Annotated in this window: 7 protein-coding genes; 2 read left to right on the top strand and 5 right to left on the bottom strand. The window is 55.7% G+C overall.

The window, feature by feature from the left end:
• The first annotated feature begins 49 nt into the window (after window positions 1-49).
• Window positions 50-352 carry a hypothetical protein gene (locus CEE69_RS02315; protein WP_099259026.1) on the top strand — a complete coding sequence of 101 codons (303 nt, stop codon included), beginning with the start codon at window positions 50-52 and terminating at the stop codon, window positions 350-352.
• Window positions 353-429: 77 nt separating this feature from the next.
• Here the strand turns inward: CEE69_RS02315 and CEE69_RS02310 are convergent, their stop codons facing one another.
• From CEE69_RS02310 to CEE69_RS02295, 5 genes are all read right to left on the bottom strand, one after another.
• On the bottom strand, window positions 430-3,471 hold the full coding sequence (locus tag CEE69_RS02310) for an FG-GAP-like repeat-containing protein (protein WP_233214528.1): 3,042 nt from the start codon (window positions 3,469-3,471) through the stop codon (window positions 430-432).
• A 99-nt stretch (window positions 3,472-3,570) separates the two neighbouring features.
• Complete coding sequence (locus CEE69_RS02305; protein WP_099259022.1) at window positions 3,571-4,779, bottom strand: DUF1559 domain-containing protein; 1,209 nt, start codon at window positions 4,777-4,779, stop codon at window positions 3,571-3,573.
• Window positions 4,780-4,859: 80 nt separating this feature from the next.
• On the bottom strand, window positions 4,860-5,033 hold the full coding sequence (locus CEE69_RS32330; RefSeq protein ID WP_158230945.1) for a hypothetical protein: 174 nt from the start codon (window positions 5,031-5,033) through the stop codon (window positions 4,860-4,862).
• 581 nt (window positions 5,034-5,614) lie between these two features.
• The gene (locus CEE69_RS02300) at window positions 5,615-6,649 is read right to left on the bottom strand and encodes a tetratricopeptide repeat protein (protein ID WP_099259020.1); all 1,035 of its coding nucleotides are present in this window, start codon (window positions 6,647-6,649) and stop codon (window positions 5,615-5,617) included.
• Between the two features lie 88 nt (window positions 6,650-6,737).
• Window positions 6,738-9,701: a hypothetical protein gene (locus tag CEE69_RS02295; protein WP_099259019.1), complete on the bottom strand. Its 2,964-nt coding sequence runs from the start codon at window positions 9,699-9,701 to the stop codon at window positions 6,738-6,740.
• A 212-nt stretch (window positions 9,702-9,913) separates the two neighbouring features.
• Between CEE69_RS02295 and CEE69_RS02290 the strand changes: the two genes are divergently transcribed.
• Entirely contained in the window at window positions 9,914-12,376 is a 2,463-nt protein-coding gene (locus CEE69_RS02290) for a LapA family protein (protein WP_233214527.1), read from the top strand.
• Window positions 12,377-12,429: the final 53 nt, after the last annotated feature.

Here is a 12,429-nt window from a genome sequence, read left to right as displayed (position 1 = left end):
GATTTGCCTTGCGAGAAAGAGTTTTTGAAGACACATCGGATTCGGACCCATGCATAACAACGAAGATCCGTTTGATTCAACCAGCAGCCAACGCGTCAATGCAGAACCGTGGGGTGCTCCGGACTCTCAGTCGACTCGGTGGCCCTTTCGTATCCTCGCTGCGATTTTGGGCGTGCTTACGATTCGGCTTGCTGTCGCCAATGCGCTCCCATTGAACTGGGGGAACTTCTGTTTCGCATTGTTTTATTCGCTGTTCGGCCTGCAGATGTTGATTGCGTCCGTCACAGGACGCTGGTGGACGGCTTCCGATCTGGATTCGCTCGCGGATCGATATAAGACGGGACGATTGTGAGGTGGATGAGCGGAGTCAGAGTAGAACAGTTGTCCTCAACTGTTCCGTCGGGCAACCCTCAACCGCCGAGCCTCATCTCATTCCGTTTCGACGGCCCCTACCGGGGCGGCACCGTGTGCCACTTGGTCTGCAATCTCGAAGGCCGATTGGTCTTCAATGAGCAGGTAGTCGCGATCGGCGTCGAGATTTCCAAGGGGCTGCGTTTTGCCAGAAGGCCATGTCACCGTGACATTGGTTGCGATGGCTTCGTCACCTAAGCCCACGTGAAGGCAGCACTCGTTAGCACACATGAATCCGTTCCCAGCCAGCAGTTGATAAACGTGCTCATGACCATTGAGTGTCAACGAAACCTTTGCTCCGATCGCGTCGCGGTGCGATTGAGTGGCTTTTAGATAGAAACGAATCGCCGAGCCAACATCGGGAGATTCGTTGATTAACAACGCATTGGGAGTGTCGACGTGCGAGACGGCCAGATCGTTTCGGTGATCACGGTTCAGGTCGGCGATCGCGACTGCTCGGCCGAGATGACTGGATTGAAAGTACTGACCCATCTGATCCGCATCAAGCTGGTTCCAGCGTCCGTCAGCGTCTTGATCGAATAATTGCGGAGGCATTCGAAACGCTTCAGCTGACTGTTCGACTTGGTTGACGTGTCCGTTGGCCACAAAAAGTTGCAGCGAGTTTCGGTTGCCGAGGTCGACCCACTGGGTTCCGAACCCAAGCAAGCGCATTGTTGGATCGAGCAAGCCTTTTTGCACGGTCCGGTCGACCCAGCTACCCGGAGCGACTTGTTCGTAGAATGTGTTGTAGTCGGTCGTGAAGTGAGTGACATAAAAGTCGATGTCGCCATCGTGATCCGGGTCCGCCGCCGCGATACCCATCGAGGCCTGAGCCTTCGAAATTCCGCTCAGCCCCAAGCCGCGAATGGTGCCTTGTTCTCTCAGTAGCTTTTTGGAGTTGCTGCTGGATGCGGACCACAAATGATTCGCGGACATGTCATTGGCGACGTAGCAATCCAGTCCCGGGGCTTCGTCAAGAAACCCGGTCACCAACCCCAGCCCGCGACCGGGGGCGGCGACCGGGCCCAGTTGATCACTCGAGTTGGTGACACCGAGTGTGGCTTGTCCACGCCACAGCACATCTGATTCGGCATCGAATTTGAGCGGCGAACACGTCACCACTTCGCTGTCGCCACCACAGTGCTCGGTGTAGGGATCGGTCCCGCCGCAGTAGCACGTTTCAAAAATGTCAGCGTTCCCGTCGGAATCAAAATCCGCGATCACGACCGACGTGGCCCAACGGCTTCCCGAGATACCGAGCTGTTCCGTCAGGTCGGTGAAGGTGCCATCGCCGTTGTTCTGGTAGTACCGGCTTTCGCCGATGTTGGAATCGTAAAGATCAGGGAAACCATCGCCGTTGACATCGCCAACCGCGATCCCTTGTCCAAAACCAATGTCGTTGTACCCGGCCTCGGAACAACAGGAAACGAACTTGCCGTTCAGGTTTCGGTGCAGTTCATTGGGCGACGACTCACGCTTTAGCGGTTTCCCATCCAAGACCGCGGAAGCCAAATCAGGCCAACCATCTAAGTCGAAGTCGACGATCGAGATGCCACCACCGAGGGCTTGGTAGATCCAGAATCCATGCTTCCCAATTTCTAGCCCAGGGATGGATGTGTGCTCGTAACCCATTTTGATAGCTTGATTAGCCAACACCGGTGGCCGTTGGGAACGCTGCTTGATCGACCTGTTCTGCGTGTTGCTGAACTCCCATTCCAGCGTCGGCATGGTAGAAAGATCGATGCTGCTTGCGAGATTCATCGACGGCTTCTGCCAAGGCGTTTTGACAGTGAGTCGATCCCGAATGGCCTTCAGCTTCGCAACCGAATTCGCAATGGGTTCGTTCGTCATCTTGACGCCCATCCGGGCCCAAGCGTCTGCTTCCCATTGCCGCCCAAGTTGCTGAAGCGTTTCAGCCACCGCAAGTGAGATGCGCTGCGAATTTTGTTCGGCGGCGAAGAAGTCATCGAGCTGGCTTCGAAGTTGTGTTTCCAGTTCGACCACTTCCGCAACTTTCCTCGCTTCTTCGGTGCGATCGGTTTGCAGTAGGGATTGGTGCAAATCCGTCATCGCACGAAAGTGCGTGGGGTCGTGATTCAATGCCGACCAAAAGGCGTGGCAGGCTTGCGGGTAGTTTTGTTGGCTTTGTGCCCAGCGGCCCGCGACGTACCAATACATCGCATTGTCTCGAAGGTGATCGGGCAGTTTCGTGAGCCATTCCTGCAGTTTTTCTCCGTCGTTCATTTCGACCAAGCACCTTCCGTGCAGCAGCCGAGCTTTGTCGAAGTTCGGTTGGCGATCAAGCAACAACTCAAGTTTTTCAGCGGCATCACCGTAGCGAAGGTTGGAAAAGTCGATCGATGCCAAACCGAGTTGCAATTCTTCGCTCCCCGGATAACGACGGACGAGCTCATACAGATACTCCCAGTCCGGTTTGACTCGGTCGGGGTTGGACGCGATGACGAGGGTTTCGACATCCTCCAGTCCGTGCCGGATCAATGTCTTGAGCGACGGGATTGATTCATCCACCACACCGATCGCCGCTGAAATTCCGGCGATGTCATAGTGAAATTGTGTGTGTTTGGGGTAAGCGTCGATGGCTTGCTTCAGAATTTCGACCGCGGTGAACGGACGGCCATTTTGCAGGCAAGCGTCGATGGTCTTGCTGTAGAGAGGCCGAGGAGCATCGGACGGAAGGTCCAGCATCGACCGGTACATTGCGATGGCTTCGTCGGGTTGGTTGCCGACCCAAAGCAGATCACCGCTGAGTTCAAGTGCTCGAAGATTTTCCGGGTCGGTGACGAAGCATCGTTTGAGCAAGCTTTGTGCCTCGGCCAAACGCTTGGCAGCGATCAGGTTCGCGGCTTGGTCCAGATCATCTTCGAGAGTCAACGTTGCAGTCGTCTTTTTGGAACGATCATTCTGACTGAGTGTTTGTTTGGTCGAGGTGTCGGGCTGGATCGTTGTATCGTTTGTCGCCAAATCAGAACTGGATTCGTGAGAGCAGCCCAAGATCGCCATCACGAAACAGCTCAACAAACAACAACGTTGAAAACTCATTCGAAAGAGCACAAAAAAAGGATGCATTGTCACCACCGAAGCAGGGGCAATGCATCCTTTAAAATTCAAGCGAGTCATCGATCTACTTTGAGAGCGAACTTAGAATTCTTCGCTAATGACTTCACGAGATGCCTTGGTGCCGAGAGCTCCCCAAACACCGTATGGGCTTGCGCGACCAGCGCCCAGGTCCGTGGATCCCGGATTGGGCTCGCCGTATGGCACATGAGTTTGGTCACCGGAATCAATCGATTCAGTGATGAACTTCACCGCACCGTCACCCATCAGCACGTGGACACCGCCGGCGTGTCGACTGGATGCACTCAGCAAACCACGACTGCCGTGGTTTTCGACCACGTTGTAACTGTTTGGCGGACGGATGGTCACGATCACCGACGACTGAGGACGGCCATCGGACCAACGACGACCACGACCGTGATTCAGGTTGTTGTCCAACGTGGCGGACTCGGCCCAGTAACCAGGTCGGTCGGGATCCAACGCACCGGAGGTCTCGTAATAGTTGGGTGAACGGCGTTCGACATCACCATCGATCAAGCAAGTGGTGATGACCTCACGCTGTTGTCCGATGTCCGCAGCGTTTTCACCACACATGATCGTGTTGCTCAATCCATCTTGGAAATCGCGAAAACGAGTGAAGTGCCGAGCGTGAAATGCTCCTCGGCCCCAACGCCCGACGTTCTCCACCGACCACGAAGACCAGCCGCCTTCCGATCCAGTGCGTCCATCGTGCCAGATACCGGAGTGATGCTGTTCTTTGATTGCATCGCCAGCACAGGCGGCGTAGTTGCTGAAGGCAACCTTGCCGGCAACGATTTGAGCCGGGTCGCTGGGGCAGCGATACGTTTGAACCTGGGTCAACCAAGGTGCATAGAACTCCTCCCATGGTGGAGGTCCCATCGAAGGGTAGGGAGGAGTGATTGGTGTGACTCGGTCTCGTTCAAAGCCGTAGGGATTGCTGATCTGCTCCCACAAACCTTGTTGTTCAATGAACGGAAGCACGCCGATGGTCCAGCTCAACCAAAGTGAGTTGTTGGGGCCGGAGCCGCCTGATTTCGTTCCGCCAGCATTCATTGGCAAGCGGTTGTATGCGGACTCGTAGTTGTGAAGTCCGAGTCCGATCTGTTTGAAGTTGTTGCTGCAACTCATTCGTCGAGCCGCCTCGCGAGCGGACTGGACGGCCGGGAGCAACAAGCCGACTAAGACACCGATGATTGCAATCACGACGAGAAGTTCGACGAGCGTGAAACCTCTCGACAATCTGTGTGCAATCGGTGGCCGGGAAAAGGTCATCTGATACCTCTTGGAAAGAAAATGAGAATGCGACGAGATTCGACCCTGCTTACCGAAGTCAGGAATCGAATCGAGGAGGGTCAGTTTCCTGGTCGTTCTGTCATCTGCTTGGTGTAGGCATCCGCAGCGGCTCGCTCTTCCTCGGTCGGAGGCTCCACCGGAAGGTAGGTGGTTCCATCGCCGCTGCCGCCACAGCCAGCGAGTGTGCTGAGAGCAACAAGAAGTACAGCGAGTCGAAGAATGGGAGCTTGCATGAATCTGCCGAGAATGAGATGAGGAAAAGCTGACCAACGAACCGCCTTTGCGATTCAAACTAGTCCCTGCGCACACCGTGAAAAGAGCGATTTGCGGCTTCATTCGCTAAGGGGGAAGGCGTTTCCCTAAGAAATTTTGTAGTGGCGGTGCGTCTTTCGTCCACCAGCAAAAAAATTTTGAGCGTGATGGGAAGTTTGAGCGTTTATCGAGCCTGGCGAGCCGATTTTGAGTGAATGATGCGTGGAAGCGGCTAAAACGGGTGTTCAGGCGTGCCGCTCCACCGAGATCGCGTCGCAAATCATTTTCTCGAAAAGTGCGAATGCGTCTTTTATGCGTGCCGTCTGGCGGTTTTAACTCAGGTGCGAGGATAGGCAACGAATGCAGGTGAGATAGAGCGTCACTCGATAGATTGCACGGTGTAGATTGTCTGGACCTTTCTCTTGTCCGGCAAAGATCGGCTTTTCGTGACAGTGACATCCCTCCGCATGGACACGAAAAAGCCACCGCGGTGGAGCGGTGGCTTGGCGTGAATTCAGCTTCGAGCTGTGTGCAGCACGTTGCTGGCGATGCTTAGCTTTGATCAGCCGCTCAGGCCGGGGTAGCGTTGTTGCAGTTCGGAGCGGGCTTCGGCGGCGCGGTCGGGTTTGCCGACTTTGGTCCACAGGTCGGCAAGTTGCTTGAGGGCTTCCGAGTGAGGGCCAGGATGAGTCGAGAACATCAACTGTGTGTGGAGGTAGGCGAGCAAGGCACCTTCGTTGTCGCCCATCGCCGCGTAGCTGGCTCCTTGAGCGTTGTAGATCTCGGCGGCTGTTTCCGTGTCGATCGGATTCAATTTCGCGATGAGCTCGTTGACCATGTCGAGCGCCTCTTGTCCCTTTCCTTGCTTTGCTGTCGCGATGGCAAGGGCGGCTTTGGCGAGAGTTTGCAGGCGTGCACCTTCGGGCGATTGAACGCCGATGTTCACGATTTTTTGCAGGTCACTCGCGGCGTCGGCGTCGTTGTTCTGCGCCAACTTCACCAAAGCATTCAGATACAGCGATTCAATCTTTGTCTCAGCCGACGGAGCGTTTCGGAGGGACCCGTAGTACTTGGAGGCTTGGTCGTAGGAGCCCAACTCGACCGCCAAGTCGCCGAGCAGCTTCGCGGTGTCATAGAAATGGAACGAGTCCGTGTTTTGCTTGATGAAGTTGAGTGCGGCGGTTGCTGAGGCTCGCAAGTCGCCATTGCCCGACAAGGCTTGTCGGGCTTGGCAGTACATCACGTAGTAAGCGAAGTCCACTTTCTGCGGTTCGCGATTGAGCTTCCCCGTATCAACTGATTTGAGTTCCGCGATTGCTTGATCGAATTGGTTGTCCAATGCGAATTCGCGTCCCTGTGTCAGTTCGCTGGGGTCGCCTTGGAAGAGGACTTTTTCAATTGCACCCGCATTGAACGTTTGGTCCTTGCCGGACACCGTCATCACGATGCCGTTTTTGCTGATGGATTTGATCTTTCCCAGAACAACGTCGCTGCCGCTTGGGTACAGACGGTCGGTTTGAGCCCAGACGGGAGAAGCGATCAGCAACCCGAACAATGCGGCACTACAGCGAATCGAAAGACGAGCGTTGGCAATCATGAAGGTCAGTGCTTGAAGAGTGAATGCAGGTTGTGAATGCGGTGGGATCGCGAACGCTGGGTCGCGAAAGATGGTTGGGGTGACGGGTTTACTTCAAACCAGTGGCGGGTTGGCCGGCGGCTTGTTGAATTTGTTTCAGCAACGCGTTGAATTTTCGCTTCTGCTCTTCGCCACCCATTTCTGGATACAGGACAACCAGCCCAGTGATGTCCCGAATGGATTGTTCGATGATCGCATCGCTGTTCATCGCTTTGCCGCGCAAGTAGCGACATAGGGCAACGTGGTAGCGAGACTCAAAGAAGATTTCGCGGAATTGTTCGTTGCGCTGGGTGAGTTGACTGATCCGGCCCCATCCCCAAATTGTGTTCTTCTTGTCAGGTCCGGGGCGACCGCCGCTGAGAGCGGACTTGTAGGCTCGGCCAGCGAATTTTGGGTCGAGTTCACTGGCCCATTGTTCATAGGTGAGCGCCGCTTCCTTCTGTGCGTCCAGCATCATCGACTTCTGCTTCAGAACGCTTTCGAGTTCATTCAGTGCGCTCGAGTACTCGCCGCGAAGACGTTGCGTCTTGCCTAGCAAGAACCGGTTGGCAAGTCCGTCTTCCGATGGGTCTTTCAAATTGGTGAAAGTGTCCGCAGCGGATTTCAGCAACGCAGCAGCCTGTCCATCGGCTTTCTTCTTGCCAGGCGTCATGCTCGCCTCGCCCAGTTCCATCAGCGTTTGACCAACCCACTGCAAAGTCGCTTTGTCATCCGTCGAATCAGCGATGCGAGTCAAGAAAACTTGGAACGCATCGACCAGTTTGGCTTTTTTGGCCGGAGGTGCTGTGTCGAGTTGTTGGCGGATGTCATTTGCCAGTGACACGAATGTGCTGACCAACCGTTTTTCGCCATCGGCTCCCTGCGAGTTCGAACGAAGTTCATCGATCGCGCCCGCGGCGCGGTCCAGCAATTTGTCAGTCCCGTCGTTGCTGGTCGTCATCAGCCCGACGACCGCTTGAAGCTCGGTCCGATACAAATCGGAGATCATCGAGGCGGATGGTTGATCCATCTTGGATCGATTCTTAACGGGACCGTACTTGGGATGGTCGAGTGTCTTGACCGCTTTGGCGGGTGCATCCGTTCGGACGTGTATTTTGGCCAGCGTGAGTGCGGCTTGAAACGCTTCCGTCGAAACCAAGCCACCTGAGATTCCGTCGAGCCCTTTTTGCAGTTCCTTCGCTGCCGCCTTCATTTGCGACTTCGATTCATCGGGTTTCTCTTCCGAGAGCAGCCGAATGGAATCGTTCCACAGAGTTTGGCCAAGCAGACGAGCCAGCATGAACTTCTGTGGTCCATCGGCCATCTCGTCGATCAGTTTACGACTGGCATCAAAGTCGTCGTTGCTCAGTGCCAATCGCACCATGATGTCTTGTGCGGCGGCGGCCTTGGGATCGTCAGGCCAGATTCGGATCAAGTAGTCTCCGACGGATTGCAGTTCTTTGAGCCAGTACTCCGCTTCGCGATCGCCGGACTGCGTGATCAGTTTCTGAGCTGACCCCAACGCCAGGACTCCGCCCACCAATCCGGCGTCAGTGCCGGGTGCGTTCTGTGCCAGGAAACGGCCGGACACAAAGCTGTCACGAAAATAATCTTCTTGCTGAAGCAGGTAAGTCAAGAACTTGCGGGCTTCGTTGACCTGCATGGTGTCGGACTCGGAATCGATCATCGACAAACCGCGACGCAGAATGATTACGCCTGTTTGACGAGCATTGATGAGAGAGGCTTCGACTTCCTTGATTTGATCGGCGGGGGCTTTGTCAGACTGCAGCTTTCGCAGTTGGTCGTTGAGCAACTGAGATGTTTGCACCAATTGATTGGCCGACTTGAACGCTTCGTCAAAGTTGGCTGGATCGTCGGCCGTGGGAAGTTCGACCGTTTCGTCGCTGGATTGCACTCCGAGGTCAGCCAGAAGAGCTTTCGTTTCCTCAGTGTGAGGACCATCGACCTTGCGTGCTGACAACAAGAGTTGCCTCGCATCGCTGGTCGCCCGTTTGCGTTCGTTGGGTTTGGTGTCCTTTTCGTCTTTGCTCTTGGCAACAAATGCCTTGGCGAGTTCGATTCTCAATTCTTGCGTGATCGGCAACCGCTTCTCGTTCGGTCGCAGAGTCTTCTCAAACTCCTCGCCTTGTTTGATCGCGTCTTTGTAGTTTGGTGGGTCTTCGGCAAGCGCGAGTTTGATCAGTCCAATGGTGGCACCGATTTTGGGTTCGCGAAGAGGATCCGCATCCTGCTGTTCCAGCATTCGAGTGTAGCTCTCGATCGCTTTGTCCTTTCGGCCGAGCAAGCGTTCGATGTCACCTCGTTTGTGAAAAGCGGAAGCACCAATGATGTACTTCTCGTATTTCTCGCTGAGCTCCACCATCTCAGCGAGTGCTTTTTCGAGCAAGCCTTGGCCGTCCTTGGATGGATCTTCAAACGTCTTCGCGCCCATCATTTGGGCTTCGCCGGTATTCTGGCGAGCTATCAAATACTCGAACCGATACTGGTCTCGCAGCGACGCTTTCTCAGGATCTTTGACGGGGTCGATCTTCGCGCCCTGCATACCTTCCAGTTTGGTCTTGAGATCCGCCTGAATGTTTTCAAACGTCTTGGCAGCTTTCGCGTAAGTCTCTCGGGCTTTGGATCGTTTGGCCGAATCCAATTCGCCGCTCATGTGCTGGGCGGCGCGGACCATTTGCAGTTTGCCGAGCATCGAGCGCGCTTCGCTGGCTCGTTCGTGAGATGAATTTGCATCCACATAGGCCTGTAGTTCTGCTTCGGCCTTTTCAAATGCCTGGTCTTGCTGGTTTCTGCTGCGAGATGCGATGGCGGCATCGATGGATGTTTGCGCTTTTTCCAGCGGGATCGCTGAGAGAAAACTCGGGGCCACACCAGGCGTTTTTTGCAGTCGATCGAGATAGGCGTCCGCCATGTCGTAGTAGCCGGCCGCACGAAGACGTTTCAAAAATTCTTCGGCGGGTTCACCTTCCGCGGCAACGTCGGTCGATGAGTACAAAAATGAACTGAAGATCATCGTCGCGGCGACCCGGATGGCTAGTCGAGATCGGCGACGAGACGATGGAGTCGGTGCTGGCATAGTGGGTGCAGACGAGATGAGAGAAGAGCTTCGGATGGTGGTGCCGCGACCCGTGCGGTTGTGTTGCATCGCAAAGGACTAGATTAAAGTGCGAAAGTACCGGGAGCAACCTTTTGCGGCCGATGTGTCCACGAATCCAAAGCGTGACCATGCGTATCCCCAACGAAATCAATCGTGACAATCTCTACCGTCGACGCCGGCGTGGTGGACTTACCACCCAAACTTACCGGCGGCTGTTTCGATTGATGCTGGCGTTGGTATTGGTCCTGATGGTGATGAGGCAAGCGGCGCGTCCTGGGGTGTATGCGATCTTCTTTCCCGAAACGATGGTCGCGGTTCAAGCCGAGACGGCCTCGCATTCGGTCCAAGAAACCATCGCGAAAGAGTCCCGGGCCGACGAATCGTCCACCGACGGGGTGCGATCGGAGTGGGAGACTGTTCAAGCCGCCATCGCGGATCAGATCCTTTCAGAAGACCAAACGCTCGAAGACGGCGAACGTACTCCCACCCGAATGGAGCAGGAGTCGCTGATCGCTCAGGTCGACGACGGAACCGTTTGGCGGGCTGCGGACCAGCCCGCTTTGTGCGCCACGTTGGCGCTGCACCGCTCATCTGCGGCGTGGTCCGACGAGCCGCCGTTTGAGTCCGTATTGGAAACCAGTTTGTTGCCTTTGCTGCAGCAACCGGATGTCTACCGAGGCCGAACGGTTCGAGCGACCGGGAAATTGGTGCGACTCGTGTCAGTCCAGGCGAGCACGAACCAATGGGGAATCGATCGCTACTGGGATTGTTGGTTGCAACCCGAAGACGGCAGCCAGCGGCCTTGGCTGGTCATTGTTCCTCAGTTGCCCAAAGGAATTCGCGAATTGGTGCCGGACTTGGTCAGCGATCTGAGTTCGAGTGGTTCGGTTGATGTGACATCGCCGTTGCCGACGATCGTTGTCGAAGGCGAATTTTTGAAACGGCTGTCGTATCAATCAGCCGATGGAGCGGAACTCACTCCCGTCGTGGTCGGTCACGTTCAAGCAGTTCGATCCAACGGCAACGCCGTCGTCGGTTCCGCGATTCAATCCACAACGGCGAATGGTTCCGGAGTGAGACCGGTTGCAAAGAAGCGTTCTCTGTCGATCGGGATGATTGTTTTGATATCGACGTTGATTGGTGTCGCCACTGGATCCTTGGTGATGTGGCGTTCGGCGGTTTCGCATCGGCGTCTGCGAGCGAGGCGTCAGCATGACAATGTCACGTTGCCAGTCCTGATCGCTTTGACGCTAGGGTTTTCTTCGTTGACGATGAACCAGGTTTGGGGCGTCGCACCGCAAGTGGAAACAGTTGATCAAGCGGAAGAGACCAGCAGTTCGGCAAGCGATTCGTCTTTATTGGACATCCTGTCGGGGTTCGATGTCGAGCGGTTGGAGCGGCTTCGCAATCGGATGCGAACAGGAAGCAACGGCAACGCGGCGAGAGATGAACAGGCCAAGTTGGTATTCCGGTTGAAGCGGCTTTCGGCGGCGACCCTGGATCAGCGTTTGCCTGAAGCGAGCGAGTCGCCCATTTCAATCGGCGATGCGATCGACATCGAAGGAACGATCGAGTCGTTTCAGTTTGTGGCCGTTCCAGATGAGTTGACTGAATTCTTGGGGATGCGTCAGTTGGTGGAACTGTCGCTGGTTGATGAAGCTGGTTCGCCGATGCTGGTCGTTGCTGCGCCGCTGCCGAAGCAGGTGGCCGTGGGCGATCAGTTATCGGGTGTTGGTGTGTCTCTTCATGATGGCAGTGAACCGCCGGCCGTTGCCATCGCCGTGGCCGGGAATCTGCGTTGGCGTCCCGCCCAACCTGAGTCGCTCGGATGGCAAGTGCTCAGTGAAATGGACGTCGATATCACTCGATTGCCCGAGATCACGGCACTCAGTCGGCGGCCACTGATGGATGCCGATTCGGAGGTTTTCTTTTCGATCATCGGTGCTGCGGATCGAGCGGGGTCGATGCCGGCGAACGAAGAACCTCTGGGTCCGATTGCGGCTGCCATGCGTGCGGCCGTGGTCGAGGTCAGTCCCACGGATCTGTTGAAGGAGCCCGAGAAGTGGATGGGCCAATGGATCGGAATCGATGTCGAGACCGTGCGATGGACTCGCGTCTCGGTCGAATTGGACGACCGGGCTCGCGAAGTTGGTAGCGATCACTACTATCAGATCGACGCGATTGGGGATCTCGGCAACGTGCAACTGAAAATCGCGACGGAAGATGGCGGCGTGGTCACGATGGAAAATCGTTATCCGGTGACGCTGGTTGCCGCCGAGTTGCCCGCGTTCCTCGCCGACGAGAAGGCTCTGTCGCGAACGATATCCAAACCCGTTCGCGTGGAGGGTTTCTTCTATCGGTTGTGGAGCTATGAGTCCGACTTCATGGCTTCGCACGGCGGGAAGCAGTTTGCCCCATTGTTGATTGCGGGCCGCTGGGCCGATCGAACTTCGGCATCAAAGGATCCCATCGGCGTCAGCTGGATCGGAACCTTCGCTGCCGTGGGAGTGGTTGCATCAATTCTTGCCGCACTTCTGTACGCATGGTTCAACCGGCGAGGTGACCGATTGGCTCGCCAGCAGCGAGCTTAGAATCGACGCCGCCTCTTAGGCCAAACATCGCAGAACAGTTCAGGAACTGTTCT

Source organism: Rhodopirellula bahusiensis, from assembly GCF_002727185.1.
In the GTDB taxonomy this organism is placed as follows: Bacteria; Planctomycetota; Planctomycetia; order Pirellulales; family Pirellulaceae; genus Rhodopirellula; species Rhodopirellula bahusiensis.
The sequence above is the reverse complement of the archived record's forward strand: the minus strand, read 5'-3'. Positions and strand labels throughout refer to the sequence as shown.

Coding starts and splice junctions, on each gene's coding strand:
- CEE69_RS02295 (WP_099259019.1), bottom strand. CDS start 9,701: ATGATCTTCAGTTCATTTTTGTACTCATCGACCGACGTTGCCGCGGAA.
- CEE69_RS02305 (WP_099259022.1), bottom strand. CDS start 4,779: ATGACCTTTTCCCGGCCACCGATTGCACACAGATTGTCGAGAGGTTTC.
- CEE69_RS02310 (WP_233214528.1), bottom strand. CDS start 3,471: ATGAGTTTTCAACGTTGTTGTTTGTTGAGCTGTTTCGTGATGGCGATC.
- CEE69_RS02315 (WP_099259026.1), top strand. CDS start 50: ATGCATAACAACGAAGATCCGTTTGATTCAACCAGCAGCCAACGCGTC.
- CEE69_RS02300 (WP_099259020.1), bottom strand. CDS start 6,649: ATGATTGCCAACGCTCGTCTTTCGATTCGCTGTAGTGCCGCATTGTTC.
- CEE69_RS02290 (WP_233214527.1), top strand. CDS start 9,914: ATGCGTATCCCCAACGAAATCAATCGTGACAATCTCTACCGTCGACGC.
- CEE69_RS32330 (WP_158230945.1), bottom strand. CDS start 5,033: ATGCAAGCTCCCATTCTTCGACTCGCTGTACTTCTTGTTGCTCTCAGC.